At 37.3% G+C, this 20,439-nt stretch carries 22 protein-coding genes and 1 riboswitch; of the genes, 9 read left to right on the top strand and 13 right to left on the bottom strand.

Annotation, left to right across the window (positions count from 1 at the left end):
• Positions 1–3: 3 nt before the first annotated feature.
• From ACMA47_RS15325 to ACMA47_RS15275, 11 genes are all read right to left on the bottom strand, one after another.
• Complete coding sequence (locus ACMA47_RS15325) at positions 4–780, bottom strand: thiazole synthase (protein WP_413930452.1); 777 nt, start codon at positions 778–780, stop codon at positions 4–6.
• A complete protein-coding gene (locus ACMA47_RS15320; protein WP_413930451.1) occupies positions 777–1,391 on the bottom strand; it encodes a thiamine phosphate synthase in 615 nt (204 codons plus the stop codon). Before ACMA47_RS15320 ends, ACMA47_RS15325 begins: the two co-directional genes overlap by 4 nt.
• A gap of 5 nt (positions 1,392–1,396) precedes the next feature.
• Positions 1,397–2,134, bottom strand: a complete 738-nt coding sequence (locus ACMA47_RS15315) for a hydroxymethylpyrimidine/phosphomethylpyrimidine kinase (protein WP_413930450.1) — start codon at positions 2,132–2,134, stop codon at positions 1,397–1,399.
• On the bottom strand, positions 2,110–2,697 hold the full coding sequence (locus ACMA47_RS15310) for a thiamine phosphate synthase (protein WP_413930449.1): 588 nt from the start codon (positions 2,695–2,697) through the stop codon (positions 2,110–2,112). Before ACMA47_RS15310 ends, ACMA47_RS15315 begins: the two co-directional genes overlap by 25 nt.
• A complete protein-coding gene (gene thiC, locus ACMA47_RS15305) occupies positions 2,694–4,505 on the bottom strand; it encodes a phosphomethylpyrimidine synthase ThiC (RefSeq protein WP_413930448.1) in 1,812 nt (603 codons plus the stop codon). The genes ACMA47_RS15310 and thiC overlap by 4 nt, the downstream gene beginning before the upstream one ends.
• Before the next feature lie 24 nt (positions 4,506–4,529).
• Positions 4,530–4,736, bottom strand: coding sequence for a sulfur carrier protein ThiS (gene thiS / locus ACMA47_RS15300; protein WP_413930447.1), 207 nt, complete (start codon positions 4,734–4,736; stop codon positions 4,530–4,532).
• A gap of 57 nt (positions 4,737–4,793) precedes the next feature.
• Positions 4,794–4,890: riboswitch (TPP riboswitch) on the bottom strand.
• A gap of 106 nt (positions 4,891–4,996) precedes the next feature.
• Entirely contained in the window at positions 4,997–5,809 is an 813-nt protein-coding gene (locus tag ACMA47_RS15295) for a hypothetical protein (protein ID WP_413930446.1), read from the bottom strand.
• 18 nt (positions 5,810–5,827) lie between these two features.
• Positions 5,828–6,505 carry an RluA family pseudouridine synthase gene (locus tag ACMA47_RS15290; protein WP_413930445.1) on the bottom strand — a complete coding sequence of 226 codons (678 nt, stop codon included), beginning with the start codon at positions 6,503–6,505 and terminating at the stop codon, positions 5,828–5,830.
• 11 nt (positions 6,506–6,516) lie between these two features.
• Entirely contained in the window at positions 6,517–6,831 is a 315-nt protein-coding gene (locus tag ACMA47_RS15285; protein WP_047377337.1) for a hypothetical protein, read from the bottom strand.
• A gap of 3 nt (positions 6,832–6,834) precedes the next feature.
• Positions 6,835–7,650, bottom strand: a complete 816-nt coding sequence (gene panB, locus ACMA47_RS15280; protein WP_413930444.1) for a 3-methyl-2-oxobutanoate hydroxymethyltransferase — start codon at positions 7,648–7,650, stop codon at positions 6,835–6,837.
• 61 nt (positions 7,651–7,711) lie between these two features.
• Positions 7,712–8,425, bottom strand: coding sequence for a Crp/Fnr family transcriptional regulator (locus tag ACMA47_RS15275; protein ID WP_034692595.1), 714 nt, complete (start codon positions 8,423–8,425; stop codon positions 7,712–7,714).
• Between the two features lie 88 nt (positions 8,426–8,513).
• Between ACMA47_RS15275 and ACMA47_RS15270 the strand changes: the two genes are divergently transcribed.
• From ACMA47_RS15270 to ACMA47_RS15230, 9 genes are all read left to right on the top strand, one after another.
• Positions 8,514–10,892: a heavy metal translocating P-type ATPase gene (locus tag ACMA47_RS15270; RefSeq protein ID WP_413930443.1), complete on the top strand. Its 2,379-nt coding sequence runs from the start codon at positions 8,514–8,516 to the stop codon at positions 10,890–10,892.
• Between the two features lie 109 nt (positions 10,893–11,001).
• Positions 11,002–11,214, top strand: a complete 213-nt coding sequence (ccoS, locus tag ACMA47_RS15265; RefSeq protein WP_034692599.1) for a cbb3-type cytochrome oxidase assembly protein CcoS — start codon at positions 11,002–11,004, stop codon at positions 11,212–11,214.
• Positions 11,215–11,235: 21 nt separating this feature from the next.
• On the top strand, positions 11,236–13,497 hold the full coding sequence (gene ccoN, locus ACMA47_RS15260) for a cytochrome-c oxidase, cbb3-type subunit I (protein ID WP_034692602.1): 2,262 nt from the start codon (positions 11,236–11,238) through the stop codon (positions 13,495–13,497).
• A gap of 22 nt (positions 13,498–13,519) precedes the next feature.
• On the top strand, positions 13,520–13,720 hold the full coding sequence (locus ACMA47_RS15255) for a cbb3-type cytochrome oxidase subunit 3 (RefSeq protein WP_002983870.1): 201 nt from the start codon (positions 13,520–13,522) through the stop codon (positions 13,718–13,720).
• A gap of 10 nt (positions 13,721–13,730) precedes the next feature.
• A complete protein-coding gene (locus ACMA47_RS15250; RefSeq protein ID WP_079243485.1) occupies positions 13,731–14,612 on the top strand; it encodes a cbb3-type cytochrome c oxidase N-terminal domain-containing protein in 882 nt (293 codons plus the stop codon).
• A gap of 95 nt (positions 14,613–14,707) precedes the next feature.
• Entirely contained in the window at positions 14,708–16,162 is a 1,455-nt protein-coding gene (gene ccoG, locus ACMA47_RS15245) for a cytochrome c oxidase accessory protein CcoG (RefSeq protein WP_413930442.1), read from the top strand.
• Between the two features lie 10 nt (positions 16,163–16,172).
• A complete protein-coding gene (locus tag ACMA47_RS15240; protein WP_034692611.1) occupies positions 16,173–16,625 on the top strand; it encodes a FixH family protein in 453 nt (150 codons plus the stop codon).
• Complete coding sequence (locus ACMA47_RS15235; RefSeq protein ID WP_034692613.1) at positions 16,616–17,341, top strand: sulfite exporter TauE/SafE family protein; 726 nt, start codon at positions 16,616–16,618, stop codon at positions 17,339–17,341. The genes ACMA47_RS15240 and ACMA47_RS15235 overlap by 10 nt, the downstream gene beginning before the upstream one ends.
• A gap of 18 nt (positions 17,342–17,359) precedes the next feature.
• Positions 17,360–18,097: a hypothetical protein gene (locus ACMA47_RS15230; protein ID WP_413930441.1), complete on the top strand. Its 738-nt coding sequence runs from the start codon at positions 17,360–17,362 to the stop codon at positions 18,095–18,097.
• 66 nt (positions 18,098–18,163) lie between these two features.
• Here ACMA47_RS15230 and ACMA47_RS15225 read toward each other — a convergent pair whose 3' ends face one another.
• The gene (locus ACMA47_RS15225) at positions 18,164–18,856 is read right to left on the bottom strand and encodes a hypothetical protein (protein WP_413930440.1); all 693 of its coding nucleotides are present in this window, start codon (positions 18,854–18,856) and stop codon (positions 18,164–18,166) included.
• A 290-nt stretch (positions 18,857–19,146) separates the two neighbouring features.
• On the bottom strand, positions 19,147–20,415 hold the full coding sequence (serS, locus tag ACMA47_RS15220) for a serine--tRNA ligase (protein WP_034692616.1): 1,269 nt from the start codon (positions 20,413–20,415) through the stop codon (positions 19,147–19,149).
• Positions 20,416–20,439 lie beyond the last annotated feature (24 nt).

Below are 20,439 nucleotides of genomic sequence, written 5' to 3'. Positions count from 1 at the left end.
GATTTATTCAAATAAAAACGAAGTAAGCGGACTTGAAGCTTCAGCATGGTTGGCAATCGCTCCCAATCCAGATTCGAATGCTCTTCTTCCGGCAATCACACCTTCTTTAAAAGCAACAGCCATATTCAGTGGATTTCTGGCTACAGCAATGGCAGTATTCACCAAAACAGCATCTGCTCCCATTTCCATTGCTTTTGCAGCATCTGAAGGTGCCCCGATTCCTGCATCCACCACTACGGGAACATTACTCTGGCTGATGATTATTTCCAGGAAATCCTGTGTTCTTAATCCTTTATTTGTTCCAATGGGTGCTCCCAAAGGCATTACTACAGCTGTTCCGGCATCTTCAAGACGTTTACATAAAACAGGATCTGCATGAATGTAAGGCATGACAATAAATCCTAATTTGGCCAATTCTTCCGTAGCATATAAGGTTTCAATAGGATCGGGAAGTAAATATTTCGGATCCGGATGAATTTCCAGTTTTACCCAGTTCGTTTCCAGTGCTTCTCTGGCTAATTGGGCTGCCAATACAGCTTCTTTGGCCGTTCTTGCTCCGGAAGTATTGGGTAGAAGATGAACGTTGGTTTCTTTTAATGAATCAAGCAGATCATCTTCACTGGATTGGGCATCAATTCTTTTGAGCGCCATTGTCACCATATTGCTTTCTGATGCGATGACAGATTGTACCATATCTCTCATACTTCCGAATTTTCCTGTTCCTAAAAACAGTCTTGATTCAAAAATTCTTCCTGCTATTTCTAATTTCTGATTGTTCATATCATTACTTTTTTTAGTTCATTAATTAAGGTCGGTTGCTTTGTAATGAGCCCAGATACAGCAACACCATAAATTCCGATTTCCTGTAACGGCAAAACATCTTCAAGGGTAACGCTTCCTATTGCAAATATTTTGGGAATGTCTATTGATTTTTCTCTTAACCCATCAATGATATTCTGGTAGCCTTCAAATCCAAGAACAGGACTCAGCTTTTCTTTGGTTGTGGTAAATCTCAATGGTCCTAAACCGATATAATCACAAGATTCTTTGATTCTCTGGATGACATCTGAAAGGGTATTCGCTGTTCCGCCAATAATTTTATTTTCACCTAAGATCAGTCTTGCTTCTTCAATGGTACTGTCGTTCAATCCTAAATGAACCCCATCTGCATCTATTTCTTTGGCTATTTGTACATGGTCATTGATGATACAAACCGCCTGATATTCTGAAGAAAGTTGTTTTGAAATTTCACAAAGATTGATTAATTCGTTTTCAGGAGCATTTTTCCATCGAACCTGCACCCATTGAATTCCGTTGTCTAAGGCTTTTCGGATACAAAGTTCCTGTTCCTTCTGGGTGTTTCCTTGTGATATGTATTGTAATTTTTCCATGTTTTCTATGAATGCGTTCCCAGTAAAGAGGGATTGCTTTTTAAAAATTTTTCGATGTATAATTTCCCATTTTTACAGGCAACTTCCATGTTTTCTCCTTTCGCCAGTTCTGCAGTAATTGCTGAAGATAAAACACAGCCGGAACCATGTTTAGGAAAATAAGTTGTACTACCTTCGGCCGGAATTAAAAGCGTTTCTTTTTCATTTTCAACTAAAATATCCGTTCCTAAATGATCTTTCCGGTGTCCTCCTTTGATCAGTAATGAGCATTCATTTGTATCCGGCAAAAGATCACCTCCTCTTAAAACACTGTATTCGTTATAATTAGGAGTTATTAAACTGAGTTTATTAACCACATCTTTTAATTGAGGAAGTGTTTCAAGGTCAAAAAATGTGAATTCAGAAGTACTTTTCAGAACAGGGTCCCAAACGATTTTCGCTTCAGGGTTTCCTTTTTGAACTGTTTCTACAATCTTACCCAGAAATTGGGCATCCTTCACGATCCCGATTTTCACTGCTGAAACGGGATAACTTTCCATCAGCACCTGAATCGCTTCAGTTACTTCATCTATAGGTCGCCATTCTAAACTCAGGCATTTCGAAGCGATTTGCAATGTTAATGCTGTACATACTCCAAGTCCCATCACTTTCGATTGCTCAAAAGTTTTACTATCTGATAATAAGCCTGCTCCGCCACTGGGGTCGAAGCCTGCGATGCTTATGACATAAGGACGTTCCTGCATTTTTTGAATACATTTAAGGGTTCTTCACTTTCCCAGATAGCTCCTAATAAGGCTGCTCCATCTGATTCTGATTCGAAAACTTCACGAATATTATCCTGATTAATTCCTCCAAGGCCAATCAATTTGACATCCGGATTATTCCGATGTTTTATTTCTTCCTTTATGGTAGAATCCAGTCCATATCCTTTTTTGGAGATACTTGGAAAGAACGGGCTTATGAAAGCATATTCCCATTCTTTTTCCAAAGTATTGTATGTTTTAATATCATGTACCGAAGTTGAAATGGTATTGTCTTTCACAAAAGACTTATACATTTCTTCCTGCCGATCAATCTCCCTGAAATGAAACCTTGAAATAGTAAATTCCTTCCCAAGATCGTAATGCGTATGCAGCACCAGTTGTGGATAGAAAACTTCATCAATCTGCGTGATGAATTCCCTCATTTCATTATGGCTGAGCCACGGTTTACGGATGTGAAGCAGATCAAGACCTTCCTGAAACATTTGATTAATAAGATCTGTTTCGTTCGGGACAATCAATTCAGGAGTGATAACGAGGATCATATATAGATTTCTTTTCCTTTTTCTATGAATTCCTGTGATTTATCCAGCATTCCCTGTTCTGCAGATTCACGAATTTCCTGTGTAATTTTCATGGAACAGAATTTCGGTCCGCACATGGAACAGAAATGGGCAATTTTTGCTCCTTCTGCAGGAAGTGTTTCATCGTGATAAGCTCTCGCCGTTTCAGGATCTAATGAAAGATTGAACTGATCTTCCCATCGGAATTCAAATCTTGCTTTACTTAATGCATTGTCTCTGTATTGCGCTCCCGGATGACCTTTTGCCAAATCTGCTGCGTGAGCTGCCAGCTTATAAGTAATTACCCCAACTTTTACATCATCTTTATTCGGAAGACCTAAATGTTCCTTCGGCGTTACATAGCAAAGCATTGCACATCCAAACCATCCGATCATGGCAGCCCCGATTCCGGAAGTAATGTGATCATAACCTGGTGCAATATCCGTTGTTAAAGGACCTAAAGTATAGAACGGAGCTTCATGGCATTCTTCCAGTTGCTTTTCCATGTTTTCTTTGATCATATGCATCGGAACGTGTCCAGGTCCTTCAATCATTACCTGTACATTATGTTTCCATGCAATTTTTGTCAGTTCACCTAAAGTTTCCAGTTCTGCAAACTGAGCGGCATCATTGGCATCTGCAATAGATCCCGGACGAAGACCGTCTCCCAGAGAGAAAGCTACGTCATATTTCTTCATGATCTCACAGATCTCCTCAAAATGAGTGTACAGAAAGCTTTCTTTATGATGGAATAAACACCATTTTGCCATGATAGATCCTCCTCTGGAAACAATTCCGGTAACTCTTTTCGCTGTTAAATGAATGTATCTCAGCAAAACTCCTGCATGAATGGTGAAATAGGAAACTCCCTGTTCTGCCTGTTCAATCAGTGTATCTCTGAAAATTTCCCATGTCAGATCTTCAGGAACTCCTTTTACTTTTTCCAATGCCTGATAAATAGGAACGGTACCAATCGGAACCGGACTGTTTCTGATGATCCATTCTCTTGTTTCGTGAATATTTTTCCCGGTGGAAAGATCCATAATGGTATCGCCTCCCCATCGGCAAGCCCATACCGCTTTTTCTACTTCTTCTTCAATACTGGATGAAACGGCACTATTTCCGATATTAGCATTGATTTTCACTAAGAAATTTCTTCCGATGATCATCGGTTCACTTTCCGGGTGGTTGATGTTATTGGGAATGATGGCTCTTCCGGCAGCAATTTCGTCTCTTACAAATTCCGGAGTGATCTTACTTTTTGGAGTATTGGCACCAAAACTGTGTCCGGGATGTTGAAAAGCCATTTCTTTAGATACAGAATCAAGCTGTTCTATTCTTTGGTTTTCCCGGATCGCCACATATTCCATTTCCGGAGTAATGATTCCCTGCTTCGCATAGTAAAGCTGGGTAACTTCTTTTCCTTCCTGTGCTACTTTAGGTTTATGATCATAAGAGAATCTCAGTTCATCAAGACGTGGATCTGCTAAACGGGCTTTTCCGTATTCAGAAGTAATTCCGTCCAGGATATTCACATCATTTCTATCCAGAATCCATTGTTCTCTGATTCTTGGAAGCCCTTTCTGAATGTCAATAACCGCATTTTCATCGGTATAAGGACCAGAAGTGTCATAAATCGTTACCGGAGCATTATGTTCAAAGCCGCCATTGGTTAATTTGGTCGGGCTAAGCTGTATTTCACGCATTGCTACATTGATAGGGTGTAATGTTCCTTCAACATAGATTTTCTTTGAGTTCGGAAATGGCGAACATGTAATGGAGTGAGCCATAAGTATTGGTATTAAATATGAGAATTAACCGCCTTGAGTGGCAGTAATGATTAAAATAGAATCGTTGTTGTTAAGGATGGTTTCCGCCCAGATTGACAGGGGAATAATGCGATTGTTGAGGGCTACAGCAATACCTTTCTTTTTTCCAGGCAGCTCAATAGCCAGTAATTCTTCCAGATTTTCAGGAAGTACATCAAATGTTTTTCGGGTGTGGTTGATTATAAGTTCCATTCCTAATATTTTATATATACTTTAGGAATGGCCATTATTGTACAATAGAATGTACAGCAAAAGTCATCTACTTTTCCCTACGCTGGTATGATCCAGATCAGGTTCAAAGGGTAAAGTCTCAGTCTGTTGGTAACAGACACCCCTAAAGTTTGGGACGAAGTTAGACATTTTTTCAGAATGGGCAAAATCTGAAATGATTTTAAACAAAAAACCCGCTTCAATTTCAGAAACGGGTATTATTGATATCTAATCCTAAATTCTTATTTAAAAAGCTTTAGAGTTCCATCTGAATTATAAGAATGGGCCCATACTCTGGGCTCTGTTTTATCAAGCTTTCCCAACTTATAAAACTTGGTCGTCATTTTATTATAATTATTTGTGGAAAGTGAAAAGTAAAAATAGTCTTCAAAAATACCTAGTTTACGAAAAGGATTAGAGACAAGATCAAAAAATTCAAATTCAATTTCTTTTGTAATGTATACCTCTATATTATTATGCTTTTCTGTAGTAATCGCTTTCTCTAAATTACCTTTATTATTATAGATAAACTTTTCTACATATGCTAAAACATAATCATTAGGATTGGTTGGGTCATAAAGTGCATTAGGAAATTCCGTCAAAGCTTCCGCAAGTTTTCCGGAATTATTATAACTATATGTAATGCGCTTTTCTTTTGCTGCTTCATTAGTAGGAGAAGGAATTATTAATTTAATCGCTCTTCCTTGATTATCAAACTCAAATTTTCTTTCATCTGGTTTACTGGCATTGTAATTTTTCATGACAGCAGTATTACCTGTGTACGTTATTTTGGTATATCCATACTTTGAAAGATGTTCAGGCCACTGCATATCCCACTCAATGTAAATCCCAATTCTTTTACTTATTCTTCCCAATGGATCATATTCAAAATTATAATTATAGTCACTTCCAGAGGGTGTCAATGTAGGAAAAATAAATGAAATTTCATTAGGTTTATCATTTATAATCTCCTGGGGAGTTTCAATTTCATGATCTCTAGAGCAAGACGCAATAACCAATAACATGGTCATCACAAAAATTAATTTAAGTTTCATAGTATTTAGTTTTTAGTTTTATTCTTCACAAGCCCTCCAGATCGCATCATTCTGCGGAACAGGAGCTATGATTTCAATTTTTTCTTTGGTAACCGGATGAATAAATTCCAGTTTCCTTGCATGAAGATTGATTCCGCCATCAGGATTGGAACGTGGTGCTCCATATTTCAGATCTCCTTTAATGGGAACTCCCGTTTTAGATAGTTGTGCTCTGATCTGGTGATGTCTTCCGGTTTCAAGATCAATCTCAAGAAGAAGATAATTATCCAGAGTCTTGATCACGTTATAAGTCAAAATCGCTTCTTTTGCTCCTTCTGTAGCTTTTGGAAAAACAATGGCTTTATTATTTTTCTCGTTTTTCTTTAAATAATGGACCAATCTCTGACTTTGCGGGATCATTTCTTTTTCAACAACTGCCCAATATGTTTTTTTTACTTCACGGTTTTTCACCATTTGCGTCAAACGGGAAAGCGCTTTGGAAGTCTTTGCATAGATCACCAGCCCTGATGTAGGACGGTCTATACGATGAACCAAGCCGAGAAAAACATTGCCCGGCTTAGCATCTCTTATTTTTATAAAATTCTTGATGGATTCTAATAGTGATTCATCTCCGGTTTTGTCACCTTGTACAAGCTGACCCACCTTTTTATTAATCACCAGAAGATGGTTGTCTTCATATATAATCTGCTCCTTCATACTTCTTCCGTCTATCTTCTTCTATTGGATAAAGACAGGATAATCCCTGCCAGAAGGCCCACCGTTTTAACAGCTGAAAGTTTTGACCCTTCCGGAATAAATGCTCCGAATACACAGATCGCTGCAGCAGCATACATTGCATACACAAAGTTTTTATTCGTAAGCAATGGTGCCTGAATAAAGAAGCTCGCTCCTATCAGCACATAAAATACTTTTCTAGAAAGTAAATGATTAATTTCCGGAGAGAACAGATTAAACCATCCCACAGCAAGACAAATCAATGCTGCGATAGATAATATTCCCTGAATAGATTGTTGATTCTGCATAGATTAATAGCTTTCGTTTTCGTTGGGAAACTCAACATCTTTTACATCTTTTACATATTGAGCAACAGCTCCTGTAATTTCTGTGTAAAGGTCAAGGTACCTTCTTAGGAATTTCGGGCTGAAACCTTTGTTCATTCCTACCATATCATGATACACCAAAACCTGTCCGTCACAATGTGCTCCGGCACCGATTCCGATGGTAGGAATAGAAATACTCTCGGTAACTTTCTTCGCTAAATCCGCAGGAATTTTTTCCAATACGATGGAGAAACATCCTAGTTCTTCCAGAAGTTGTGCATCAGCAATTAGTTTTTCAGCTTCTGCTTCTTCTTTAGCTCTTACTTTATATGTTCCGAATTTATAGATAGACTGTGGTGTTAAACCCAAATGTCCCATTACCGGAATTCCGGCATTGATGATCTTTTTGATAGACTTGGAAATTTCTTTTCCGCCTTCAATTTTCACAGCATGTGCCCCACCTTCCTTCATCATTCTTACCGCAGACTCCAATGCTTTTTCAGGATTACTCTGATAAGTTCCGAAAGGTAAATCTGCTACCACCAAAGCTCTGTCGGTTCCTCTTACCACACTTTGAGCATGATAGATCATTTGATCCAGCGTAATAGGTAATGTAGTTTCAAAACCAGCCATTACATTCGCTGCAGAGTCTCCAATCAAAATAGCATCTACTCCCCCTGCGTCTACCATTTTTGCTGTGGTAAAATCATAGGCTGTAAGCATTGTTATTTTCTCCTTGTCGAATTTCATTTTACGCAAGGTTTCAGTTGTAACTTTTTTAATTTCAGAGTGAACAGACATAATTTATCTATTTTTAAAAGTTAAAAAGTCGGCCTTGAGCCGACTTAAGTTTTTGTATGATTTATAAAACTACGTGACCGAGTTTCATGAGTTTGTCGTGATTTAAAATCTTGATATTTCTTCCGTCTACTTCAATCAGGCTATCCTGTTTGAATTCCGAGATCAGACGAATGGCACTTTCTGTAGCAGTACCGATAATATTGGCAATTTCTTCTCTCGTTAATGAGATCTTGATAAAGCCTTCAGGATCAACTCCCAGCTTCTGTTCCAGTAGCAAAAGAATTTCTGCCAGTCTTTCTCTTACCGTTTTCTGTGCAAGGAAAGTAATGGTGTTGGAAGATTCTCCTAATTCGTATGAGATTTTCTGAAGCATTACGAAAGACAGCTGTGGATCTACCTCCAAAAGATACATGAAAATATCTGCGGGTAAGAACACACATTCAATATCTGTCATTGCTTCTGCTTTGGCCTGGAAATTTTCCCCGCAAAGCAAAGAACGATAGCCGATGATATCTCCTTCTTTGATAAATCTTAAAATCTGATCTTTACCGAACGCTCCTGATTTCGAAAGTTTGGCAGCACCTTTTTCCAGGACAAACACTCCTTTTGGAGTTTCGCCATCCTCGAAAATGGTATCATGTTTCTGAAAACTCAGTTTCTTTTTGCCATTAATGTATTTTTCAAAATCTGCGCTAGAAAGTCTTTCTTTAAATGATTTATCATTAAAAACTCTGGCGAACCTCTCTTCAATTGCTATCTGTTGTTCCTGCGGCATTTTATATGATATTTATCACAAAAATAGAACTTTTTAACGCGATAAACAAAAAAATTTGTTATAATTTTGTAGTTCAATATTTTATGGGGTGAGCGAGAACTGTTTTCATTGTGGTCAAGGGATAGAAAAAGAGAGAATTTTATTTGATGAAAAGACTTTCTGTTGTAACGGATGTAAGTCTGTTTACGAAATTCTAAATTTAAATCATTTAGGCAATTTCTATGAGCTTAATAAAGGAGCAGGAATTCGTCCGAATGATGAAAATTCTTCTCAATTTGATTACTTAGACACGCCGGAAATCTTTGAAAAAGTTACTGATTTCTCTGAAGGAAGCACCAGTCTTGTTACTTTCAAAATCCCTGTAATTCACTGTTCATCCTGTATCTGGCTATTGGAAAGCCTTCATACATTAAATAAGCACATTAAATATTCGCAGGTTAATTTTACAAGAAAGACCTTACAGATCTCCTTCAACCATAACGATCTGAAATTAAGCGAACTCGCTAAGTTTTTAACTAATCTTGGATACAAACCGGTCATCAGCCTTGAAACTGCTGACAAAAACGAAGATCATCTTGACAAATCTTTATTGGTGAAATTTGCCATCGCTGCTTTTGCATTTGGTAACGGAATGTTCCTTGCCTTTCCTGAATATATTGGAGGGGAAGATTATTGGATGGAACACTATAGAGGCCTCTTCAGAACCTTGATATTCCTTTTGGCAACGCCTGTTGTATTTTACTCAGCTTCAGACTATTATAAATCCGCATGGTATGGTTTAAAAAATAAGATTGTCAATATTGATGTTCCGATTGTCTTAGGAATTTTTGTTCTCTACGGAAGAAGTATTTACGAAGTGGTAACAGATTATGGCCCAGGATATTTCGACACTCTTTGTGGTCTTTTATTCTTCATGCTTCTCGGAAAAATTTTCCAAAAAAGAACATACAGTGCTCTTTCCTACGACAGAGATTACAAATCTTTCTACCCGATTGCCGTAACGAAAGTAGATTTCGAAGGTAAACAGGAGAACATTCTTCTTTCAGAGGTAAAAGTAGGAGACCGAATTTTGGTTAGAAACCAAGAAATCATTCCGGTAGACGCTATCCTGATCAACGGAGAAGGAAATATAGACAACAGTTTTATCACAGGAGAAAGTGAAAGTATCAGCAAACAACCTGGAGATAAAATTTTCGCCGGCGGAAAACAGATAGGATCTTCTTTAGAACTTGAAGTGATTAAAAATGTGGATCAAAGTTATTTAACTCAGCTTTGGAATAAAGAAGCATTTAAAAAACACGAAACTGGTCTTGACACCCTGACAAATAACGTCAGTAAATATTTCACATTCATTATTTTAGGTATTGCTTTAGTTGCAGGAACGTATTGGTATTTTATTGATTTAAAAATTATGTTCCAGGTTATTTCAGCCATTCTGATTATTGCTTGTCCTTGTGCGCTTGCCTTGTCTGCACCGTTCACTTTCGGTCACATTATGAGGATTTTAGGCCGAAATAAGTTCTATGTAAAAGATACTTTAACGATTGAAAAAATCGCGAAGCTTGATACCATTGTTTTTGATAAAACAGGAACCATTACCCACAGAAAAAAATCAAATATCAAATACGAAGGTTCTGAGATCAACGAGTTTGATTCTCTGAATATTAAGACTTTATTAAAAAATTCCAACCACCCGCTTTCAAAATCATTGTATGAATTCATTGAAGTCAATGATGATTATTTCCCTGTAGAAAATTTCGTTGAAATCTCTGGAAAAGGATATGAAGCCAGTGTAAGAGGAAACATTTATAAAATAGGATCTGCACGTTATAATAATCAGGAACCTAAAAACCTTGAAACAGCAGTTTATATCAGCAAAAATGGAGAATATTTAGGAAAATTCATCTTTAAGAATGAATACCGTCCGAAGCTGAAAGAACTTTTCACAAAACTTACCCACTACAAAATATTTATCCTGAGCGGAGACAATTCCTCAGAAGAAAATCAGCTTAAAGAGCTTATTCCTAATTACAAAGGAATGGCCTTTAATCAAAGCCCGGAAGACAAGTTAAACTACATCAAATCCCTTCAGGATCAGCACTTAAAAGTCGCAATGCTTGGAGACGGCCTTAATGATGCAGGTGCTTTAAAACAAAGTAATGTGGGAATTGCTATTGCTGATGATACGAACAGTTTTACCCCATCTTCTGATGTGATTATGAATGGAGATAAAGTAGTTACTCTGGACAATTACCTGAACGTTTGTAAGGGTTCTATCACCATTGTGAAAATGACATTTATAATCAGTTTTCTGTACAATATTGTTGGTTTAAGTTACGCTGTTACAGGGCATATGCATCCGCTCTTCGCTGCAATCATCATGCCAATCAGTTCCATTACGGTGGTTACCTTTACTACACTTTCAACCTGGATATTAGGTCGTAAACATTTCAAAAAACAGGCGTAAAAGCCCTTATTTAGACTGATTTTAAATTAGCTGAAATCGGCATTTCGTGATGAATGTCATTATTTTTCACTAAATTTGAACCCCGAAAATAGGTTAATTTTGTTGTCCAATGGATATTCTATATTTAATGATCCTCTGCAGTGTTTCTTTAGCTGCGATTTTCTTGGTCGTATTTATAGTGTATGCCCGAAAAGGACAGTTTGAAGATGATGAGTCTCCTGCTGTCAGAATTCTTTTCGATGACGAAAAAGTCAAAGAAAATGATGAAACTGGCGACAAAAATAAAGACGAGAAAGAAATAGGAGAAAATAATAAAAATTGAGAAAAATAGTGAATAGTTGATATGGAAACACAGAAGTTTAGTTATGACAATAGTATTGTCCGTGCGTTCCTTTATGCGACCTTAGTTTTCGGTCTCATTGGATTTACGTTCGGGCTTACGGCGGCATTAATGCTTTTCTACCCGGAATTACCTGAATTCTTTTTCGGGACGGATGACACAACCATTAAAAGTTTGGCATCTGGTAATATTGAGGGGTTAATAAACACTCATGGTGCATTTGGTTTTGGTAGAATCAGAATGTTGCACACCAATACCGTAATCTTTGCATTCGTTTGTAACATCGTTTACACGGGTATTTATTACTCATTACAGAGATTATTAAAAACAAGAATGTACAGTGACACATTGTCTTGGTTACATTTCTGGACTTGGCAGTTTATGATCGTTGCTACGTTCGTTACCTTCTTTATGGGGATCAACACCTCTAAAGAATATGCTGAACACGAGTGGCCGATCGACATATTGATCGCATTCTCATGGATCATTTTTGGTATCAATATGTTCCTGACTATTTCTAAGAGAAGAGTGAGACACCTTTATGTAGCCATCTGGTTCTACATTGGTACCTGGATTGCAGTAGCAATGCTTCACATCTTCAACAACCTTGAAGTACCTTTATCTTTCACAGGCTGGAAATCTTATTCAGCATATGCAGGGGTAAAAGATGCTATTGTACAGTGGTGGTATGGACACAATGCGGTTGCATTCGTATTGACAACTCCGGTTCTAGGTTTAATGTATTACTTCCTTCCGAAGGCTGCAGACAGACCGGTATTCTCTTATAAGCTGTCTATTATTCACTTCTGGTCATTAATTTTCGTATATATCTGGGCTGGTCCTCACCACCTTCAGTATACAGCTCTTCCAGCTTGGGCTCAGGCGGTAGGAACAGGGTTCTCTATCATGCTTATTGCACCATCTTGGGGAGGTATGTTAAATGGTCTTCTTACGCTGAGAGGAGCTTGGGATAAAGTAAGAGAAAATCCTATCCTTAAGTTCTTCGTAGTAGCTGTTACCTGTTATGGTATGGCAACGTTTGAAGGACCGCTTTTGGCAACTAAAAACATCAACAAAATTGGTCACTTTACAGACTGGGTTATCGGTCACGTACACTTAGGAGCTCTTGGATGGAATGGTTTCATGGCATTCGGGGTTATCTATTATTTGGTACCAATCATGTGGAGAACAAAACTTTGGTCTGTAAAATTAGCTAACTGGCATTTCTGGTTAGGTACTTTAGGAATCATTTTCTATGCAGTTCCAATGTATATTTCAGGATTTACACAAGGATTAATGTGGAAGCAATTCAACCCGGATGGAACATTATTATGGAAAAACTGGTTGGATACGGTAACAGCAATTATTCCTTACTTCAAAATGAGATTCGTAGGAGGTTTATTCTATATCTCAGGATCTATCCTAATGATTGTAAACGTAATCGCTACAGTAAGAAAAGGATCATTCCAGAAAGAAGTTCCTGCTGAAGCTCCTGCGTTGGCAAACATCAGTAAAAACAGAAAAGAAGGAGAAGGTACTCACCTTTGGCTGGAAAGAACTCCGGTATTATTAGGTATTCTATCTTTCTTTACAATATCTATCGGTAGTTCAATTGAAATTATCCCTACACTATCTCTTAAGAAAAGTGTACCTACAATTTCTGCAGTGAAGCCTTATTCACCATTGGAACTTGAAGGTAGAGATATCTATATCCGTGAAGGATGTAACGCTTGTCACTCTCAGATGATCAGACCGTTCAGAGATGAGATTACAAGATTCAACGGTAAAAACGGACAATACTCCAAAGCTGGAGAATTCGTATACGACAGACCATTCCTATGGGGTTCTAAGAGAACAGGACCGGATTTACATAGAGAAGGTGGTAAAAACCCAAGTTCTTGGCACTACAAGCACATGTATAACCCAAGATCAACTTCTGCAGGTTCTATCATGCCTCGTTACCCTTGGTTAATTGCTACTGACTTAGACAGAACTAAGATGGTAGACAAAATGAAGCTGATGAAGAATGTATTTGATGTACCTTATACTAAGGCTGAAATCGATTCTGCAGACACATGGGCAAACAACCAATCGGCAAAAATTGTGAAAGATATCTTCTCTGAAGCAAATGACCTTAAGCAGGCTTATGCGAAGAGACCTCAGGGAGAATTAGAGAAAAAAGAAATTGTAGCTCTTATTTCTTATCTTCAGAGATTAGGAACTGATATCAAAACAACTGAAATCAAAACAGCAAGTAATAACTAAAAAACATTAAAAGGTTCATACTATGATTCCTCAGAATTTTAAAGATATATTATCCAATACAGAAAATGCTGGTTTCTACCAGACGCTGGCTCTGATTTTCTTTATGCTGTTCTTCATCGCTTTGGTAATCTATGTTTTTAGCAGACCTAAAAAATATTACAAAGAAGAAGAAGAGGCACCTCTTGGGGATGATGAAGATGACGATTTTAATTTAAAAAATTAAACTATTTTTTATGAAACAAAGAACACCTGTTGTTATAAACATCTTAATAATAATCGGACTTTTAATAGTTTTTTATTATTTATTTGTACAGAGCTACGCGTTCCTTTCTTCACCTTACTTCTGGGGAACTGTTGTTATCGCTGGGATCCTTGCTTACATTCATGGAGCAATCGGAGACCTTATTGAGAACAACAAATTCAAGAAATTATCTCCTGAAGAAAAGGCAGCTTATTTAGCTGAAAAGAAAGTTCCTTATTTCAAAAGATTGTACCAAAGTGCATTCAAAAAGCAATCTGCTTCTGAAGAAAAGGATATCCTTATCGACCACGGTTTCGACGGAATCATGGAGTTGGATAACCAATTACCGAAATGGTGGGTAGGTTTATTCTATTTTGGGACCGCTTTTTGTATTGTATATATTGCAGCATACTCTTTCACAGACTTCGCTCACCCGTTAAGCGAATATGAAAAAGAATATAAAGAGCAGTTAGCAAGTATTGAAGAATACCAAAAAACTCAGCCTCCTGTAACCATTGAAACAGCTAAATATTCAGCTGATAACATTGCAGAAGGTAAAGAATTATTCAAAACAAACTGTGCATCTTGTCACAAAGAAGACGGTAGTGGAGGTATCGGACCAAACCTTACTGATAACTACTGGATCAACCAGCCTGAGAAAACGTTATTCAAAAACGTATTCCATATGGACTGGAATGGTTCTCCTACTAACCCTGCCATGAGAGCATTCGGTAAAAACGGAGAAGTTTCAGGTGCAGAGATTGAGAAGATTGCAGCATATGTATATCACATCAACCAGGAACAACCACCAGTGACTCAGGCTCAGGGAGGAGCAGCTCCTCAAGGAACTGAAGCACATTGGGAAAAAGAATAATTTAAAAAATTAGAAAACATATGAAAAAAACATAATTTGTTATTAGATTAAAATAGTAACGAATTATGTTTTTTCTTTTTTAAAACCTATTACATATGTCAGACATAGAAGAAATAGAAGTACGCGGCGGACAGGGACAGGTTCTGGACCCTGAGACTTACAGAGATTCTATAGGGACAATGGAGCAATCCGGAAAAAGAAGATGGGTATTTCCAAGAAAACCAAAAGGGAAATATACCAACTACAGAAACATTGTAAGTTACCTTTTATTAATTATTTATTTTACATTACCATTCATCAAAATCAATGGCAACCCATTGTTGATGTTTAATGTAATAGACAGGGAGTTTTTCATCTTTGGACAGCCTTTCTATCCACAGGACTTCTTTATCCTTACTTTAGGTGCTATCGCCTCTTTAATCTTTATTATTGTTTTTACGATTGCATTCGGAAGAATTTTCTGCGGGTGGATTTGCCCTCAGACAATTTTTATGGAATCGATCTTCCGTAAAATCGAATATCTGATTGAAGGAGACCGAAATAAGCAGATGAAGCTGGACAGACAGGAGTGGAACAGTGAAAAGATCTGGAAGAGAAGTTTAAAATGGTCTGTTTATATTATCATTTCATTGATCATCACTCACTTCATGTTCATGTATATTGTAGGATATGAAGAAGTATTTAAAATTGTTGGTGAAGGACCATTTGCCCACCCTACCAATTTTATTGTGATGATTCTTCTTACCGCTGCATTTTACTTTGTATTTGCATGGTTCAGAGAGCAGGTTTGTACATTGGTTTGCCCATATGGAAGACTTCAGGGGGTATTGATTGATAAAGATACCATCAACGTATTTTATGATTTCAAAAGAGGAGAAGGAAGATCAAAATGGAGAAAAGGAGAAGACAGAAAAGCTGCAGGGAAAGGTGACTGTATCGACTGCCATCAATGTGTGGTAGTATGCCCTACAGGAATTGATATCAGAGACGGACAGCAGCTGGAGTGTATCAACTGTACCGCTTGTATTGATGCCTGCGATGAAGTAATGGAAAAAGTAGGCCTTCCAAAAGGATTGATCCGATATGCTTCTGAAAACGAAATCGAAAAAGAAACTCAATTCAAGTTTACAGGAAGAATGAAAGGTTTCTCAGTATTCTTATTCCTTCTTGTAGGATTTTTAGGATATCTTCTTTACAGCCGTGGTGAGATGGAGGCAAAATTCATCAAACCGGCAGGGAGTACATTCTTTGTAAGAGACGGTAAAATTACCAATACCTATAATTATACTTTCCTTAATAAAACGAACGAGAAAAAAATCGTTACCATCAAAGTGATAGATCCTGCACACGGTGAAATTACATACAGTGCATCAAGTAAGATTCAGGTAGACAGAGATAAAATTTCCAAAGGAACGATCAACATCAGCTTCCCGGAAAATGATATGAAACTCTCTAAACAGAATATTACCATTGGTGTTTACGATATGAAAGGTAAATTGGTAGACTCATATCAGACCTATTTTGAAGGACCATTTAAACTGCAATTTTAATTAGAAAAAGATGAAGAACTTTAGTTGGGGACATGGTGTTGTAATTGCACTATTAGCATTCATAGTTTTTATATTATCCATGATGTTTCTTTTCCCGAACGGGCAGAAGAATTCTGAAATGGTAACCGATAATTATTACGAAGAAGAGTTGAAGTACCAGGATGTGATTGATGCTAAGAAAAAAGCAGATGATCTTCAGGAAAAACCTGTATACAGCCAGGATACTCAAGGAATAAAAATTACTTTTCCAAAAGAATATAATAACTCAAATACTACGGTAAAATTTGTTTTAAACAGAACCGACGACCAGAATTTAGATATCAAAAAATCTGTACAGCTTGATGCCAGCCAGTCTTTTACAATTCCTGCACAGGTATTGAAAGTAGGAAACTACACCTTAAGATTAAGTTGGACAAAAGATAAAACAGACTACCGAATGGATTATGATGTGATATGGAAATAGGACTTATTGTATCGGCTATTGCTTTAGGCTTTGCTTCCGGTTTTCACTGTATCGGAATGTGCGGACCTATTGCTTTATCGATGGGATTAACCAAAAAACAGGCAGCCAATTTCTATCTTCAGAACCTTACTTATCAATTCGGAAGAATTTTCACCTATTCCTTATTGGGTGCACTTCTCGGAATTATCGGGCAAGGATTTGAAATGGCCGGATTTCAGAAATACCTCACTATTACGGCAGGAGTTCTTCTGATCATTATGGCTGTATTTTCATTTGGCGGAAAAGATTTTGCTTCAAAAATTCCTTTCCTATCCAAGTTTCTGTACAGCGTAAAAATGAATCTGGGAAAATTACTTCAGAAAGCAGATTACCGTTCAAGATTTACAACAGGTTTATTAAATGGCTTTCTACCGTGTGGAATGGTGTATATGGCACTTACCGCCAGCCTCGCAGGAGGAGGAATATGGCAGGGAGCTTTATATATGGCTTTATTTGGTTTGGGAACCCTTCCGTTCATGTTTGCTATCGTTCTGGCCGGAAATCTCATGAATCAGGCCTTCAGGGTGAAAGTTTTAAAAGCTGTTCCTGTGATTATGATCATTTTAGGAGGATTATTCATACTGAGAGGTCTTGAGCTGGGAATACCGTATGTTTCTCCTAAGGCGGAAGCCATGACAATTATTAAAGATCCGAACGGAGCCGTTAACTGCCATTAATTCGTATTTAAATCTACCATGAAGAAAACCATCATCTTATTTCTGATAAGTCTTTTTATACTGCAATCCTGCAGTATCAATTCTGAAATTGTCTATCATAAAGATGCTGCCTCCTCTTCTATCACAGATATTGATACAAGAGAGTTTATGGCTGAGATGATGGCTATGACACCAGATTCGTTAAAGCAGAAAGAATTTGGAGAAATGGACAGACTTCCGACTACCTGGACAAGTATGTATGATCTTTCTAAAAAAGAAGGAAAATTAAAAACTGAAAATCCGGACTCCATCAGAATCATGAAAAAAGTTTTCATGAAATCCACAAAAGAAGACAACAAGCTGGCAGGATTTTCTTTTAAAATGGAACATTTTACTCCAGAAGATTATTTGGTTTTGAAAAGTTTTACAAAGACTGAAAAAATCCCTTTAGATCAAAATATATACAATAACTGGGATGGAAAAACCCTCACTATCGATACAGAAAATTTTAATCTTAAAAGTATTGAAGAGGCTGTCAAAACCAAAAGTTCAAAGGAAGAAGCGGAGAAAGTAGCCGGTATGATGGTAATGTTTTTCAAAAAGATTGGTACAACCTTAAAATTTGAAAATAAAATAGAATCAATTTCAGGGAAACATGATTGGGTAAAACAGATTGACGACCATTCCATAAGAATAGATTATGATCTGAAAGCCATTTATGACCAGGATACAAAACTCAAAAACGCAGATAAAAAGATCATCATCATTACCGAATAATAATTATAAAATAATAAGTCCCAGACCACAGATCTAGGACTTTATTTTTTTCATTACATAATCTGTTTAATTGGTAATTAGTGTTGCAATAATAGAAGACTGTGAAGAAAATCCATTCCACTGAAAAGTACCTGCATAGGCACCGGTAGTACCATTATACTTATAAACATCTTTTACTACCACATCTAAAGCATAAGCAGTTCCCTTTGTTACATTTATTTTACCAATAATAAGTGTCGTTTCCGGATTAAAAGCTGCTTGGGGACTTCCAATTGGTGTTGACATCCCATAAAAAGTTTCAATACCATTAACCTTTATAGCAATCTGAGTATTGGTAAAAACAAGGCTTCCCGACCCAGACAATTCACCCAATGCCGTATAAACATTAGCCTGGATCAGTAAAACTCCATCAGCAGGCGCTGTATAGGTATAATTCAATCCTGGAATCGCATTAAACGAGGTAGAACCATTTACGCTCTTTCCCGTACTAAAAACATTGAAAGCTATCGAGCTTTGGCCACTAAGCCCCTGCAAAGAATTCCAGATGGGTGGCGTTCCTGCCCCTTGAGAGACCAAAACCTGTCCCGCTGATCCTGCAGAACCTGCCGTTGTGGCATTTCCTCCTACGTTGAATTCATTGGTAACCTGTAATGACCCATTAACATGGAGTGATTTTTGCGGTGTTTCCGTTTTAATACCAACCTGCCCAAATATCATTACTGAAAGCAAAAATGCCCCGAAAATTAAATTTTTCTTCATTTGAATGTGTTTATTATGCAAATACTGTAAAATGCTTTAGCAAAAATAAATAACCAAATAAAAAAAACATAGTTTAAATCCCATTAAATAGAATAGTTACTCAAATCCATTATATAAACCATAAATGAACTAATAAAATAAAGAGTATACCTAAAAGTTTAGAATAAAAAACTAAAAAGAATACCCCATGTAAGAATTAGCAACTCGATATAACAAAAAGCTACTATCAAGGATATTAAAACAAAAAAACCACCTTAACGGTGGTTTTTACTATTTTAAATTTTGATCAATTAGTTGATAACATCAAATCTCGCATATTCTGCAACCTTCTTAGGAAGCTTAATTCCTTCAGCTGTCTGGTTATTCTCCAGCAACGCAGCCATAATTCTTGGTAATGCCATTGCTGATCCGTTTAAGGTATGAACCAGCTGAGATTTACCATCTCCTTTGTAACGGCATTTCAATCTGTTAGCCTGGAATGTTTCAAAGTTAGACACAGAGCTTACTTCTAACCACATTTCCTGAGCAGCACTCCATACCTCGAAATCATACGTCATTGCAGATGCAAAACCAGTATCACCTCCACAAAGTCTTAATACTCTGAAAGGAAGCTCAAGATCGGTAAGGATTTCTTTGATGTGCTCTACCATTTCTTCCAGAACAGCATAAGAATTTTCCGGTTTTTCAATTCTTACGATTTCTACTTTTTCGAACTGGTGAAGACGGTTCAATCCTCTTACGTGAGCTCCGTAGCTTCCTGCTTCTCTTCTGTAGCACTGAGAGAATGCTGTATTTTTAATCGGAAGATCTTTTTCCTCAAGCAATACATCACGGTAAAGATTCGTTACAGGAACTTCTGCCGTAGGAATAAGATATAATCTATCTTCGTTGATATAATACATCTGTCCTTCTTTATCCGGCAGCTGCCCGGTACCAAAACCTGAAGCCTCATTCACAACGTGAGGAGGATTCACTTCTGTATATCCTTTTTCTACGTTTTTATCTAAGAAATACTGAACCAAAGCTCTCTGCAATCTCGCTCCTTTTCCTAAATAAACCGGGAAACCTGCTCCGGCAATTTTTACCCCTAATTCAAAATCAATCAGGTTGTATTTTTTTGCCAGTTCCCAGTGAGGGATTGCTCCTTCACCAAGACCTTCTACAGGATGAGACTGGAAAATGATTTCGTTATCATCCGCAGAAGCTCCACTCTTTACCAATTCATTTGGGATATTAGGAAGCTGATACAGAATATTCAGTAAGTCATTTTCTTTAACTTCTAGCTGGGATTTCAATTCTGAGCTCGACTCTTTGTATTGTGCTGTTTTAGACTTTGCAGATTCCGCTTCTTCTTTTTTCCCTTCTTTCATCAAAAGTCCGATCTCTTTCGAAATTTTATTGATTTCGGAAAGCTGGGAATCTAGTTCAAACTGGATTCTTTTTCTTTCTTCGTCGGCAGCGATAGCCTCGTCTACCAACTCAAGATTTTTGAATTGTCTTTTCTTAAGACCTTCTAAAACGCGTTCTTTATTGTCGCGCAAAAAATTGACTTGTAACATTTTATTTAGATGTTAAATATTAGA

Source organism: Chryseobacterium sp. T20, from assembly GCF_047345655.1.
Classification (GTDB): domain Bacteria; phylum Bacteroidota; class Bacteroidia; order Flavobacteriales; family Weeksellaceae; genus Chryseobacterium.
The sequence above is the reverse complement of the archived record's forward strand: the minus strand, read 5'-3'. Positions and strand labels throughout refer to the sequence as shown.

What these genes read in the sequence shown, in the direction of transcription:
- ccoN (WP_034692602.1), top strand. Translation starts at nt 11,236, where the DNA reads ATGGAAACACAGAAGTTTAGTTATGACAATAGTATTGTCCGTGCGTTC.
- ACMA47_RS15235 (WP_034692613.1), top strand. Translation starts at nt 16,616, where the DNA reads ATGGAAATAGGACTTATTGTATCGGCTATTGCTTTAGGCTTTGCTTCC.
- ACMA47_RS15255 (WP_002983870.1), top strand. Translation starts at nt 13,520, where the DNA reads ATGATTCCTCAGAATTTTAAAGATATATTATCCAATACAGAAAATGCT.
- ACMA47_RS15310 (WP_413930449.1), bottom strand. Translation starts at nt 2,697, where the DNA reads ATGATCCTCGTTATCACTCCTGAATTGATTGTCCCGAACGAAACAGAT.
- ACMA47_RS15290 (WP_413930445.1), bottom strand. Translation starts at nt 6,505, where the DNA reads ATGAAGGAGCAGATTATATATGAAGACAACCATCTTCTGGTGATTAAT.
- panB (WP_413930444.1), bottom strand. Translation starts at nt 7,650, where the DNA reads ATGTCTGTTCACTCTGAAATTAAAAAAGTTACAACTGAAACCTTGCGT.
- thiC (WP_413930448.1), bottom strand. Translation starts at nt 4,505, where the DNA reads ATGGCTCACTCCATTACATGTTCGCCATTTCCGAACTCAAAGAAAATC.
- serS (WP_034692616.1), bottom strand. Translation starts at nt 20,415, where the DNA reads ATGTTACAAGTCAATTTTTTGCGCGACAATAAAGAACGCGTTTTAGAA.
- ACMA47_RS15230 (WP_413930441.1), top strand. Translation starts at nt 17,360, where the DNA reads ATGAAGAAAACCATCATCTTATTTCTGATAAGTCTTTTTATACTGCAA.
- ACMA47_RS15325 (WP_413930452.1), bottom strand. Translation starts at nt 780, where the DNA reads ATGAACAATCAGAAATTAGAAATAGCAGGAAGAATTTTTGAATCAAGA.
- ccoG (WP_413930442.1), top strand. Translation starts at nt 14,708, where the DNA reads ATGTCAGACATAGAAGAAATAGAAGTACGCGGCGGACAGGGACAGGTT.
- thiS (WP_413930447.1), bottom strand. Translation starts at nt 4,736, where the DNA reads ATGGAACTTATAATCAACCACACCCGAAAAACATTTGATGTACTTCCT.
- ACMA47_RS15275 (WP_034692595.1), bottom strand. Translation starts at nt 8,425, where the DNA reads ATGCCGCAGGAACAACAGATAGCAATTGAAGAGAGGTTCGCCAGAGTT.
- ACMA47_RS15240 (WP_034692611.1), top strand. Translation starts at nt 16,173, where the DNA reads ATGAAGAACTTTAGTTGGGGACATGGTGTTGTAATTGCACTATTAGCA.
- ACMA47_RS15295 (WP_413930446.1), bottom strand. Translation starts at nt 5,809, where the DNA reads ATGAAACTTAAATTAATTTTTGTGATGACCATGTTATTGGTTATTGCG.
- ACMA47_RS15250 (WP_079243485.1), top strand. Translation starts at nt 13,731, where the DNA reads ATGAAACAAAGAACACCTGTTGTTATAAACATCTTAATAATAATCGGA.
- ccoS (WP_034692599.1), top strand. Translation starts at nt 11,002, where the DNA reads ATGGATATTCTATATTTAATGATCCTCTGCAGTGTTTCTTTAGCTGCG.
- ACMA47_RS15320 (WP_413930451.1), bottom strand. Translation starts at nt 1,391, where the DNA reads ATGGAAAAATTACAATACATATCACAAGGAAACACCCAGAAGGAACAG.
- ACMA47_RS15285 (WP_047377337.1), bottom strand. Translation starts at nt 6,831, where the DNA reads ATGCAGAATCAACAATCTATTCAGGGAATATTATCTATCGCAGCATTG.
- ACMA47_RS15315 (WP_413930450.1), bottom strand. Translation starts at nt 2,134, where the DNA reads ATGCAGGAACGTCCTTATGTCATAAGCATCGCAGGCTTCGACCCCAGT.
- ACMA47_RS15225 (WP_413930440.1), bottom strand. Translation starts at nt 18,856, where the DNA reads ATGAAGAAAAATTTAATTTTCGGGGCATTTTTGCTTTCAGTAATGATA.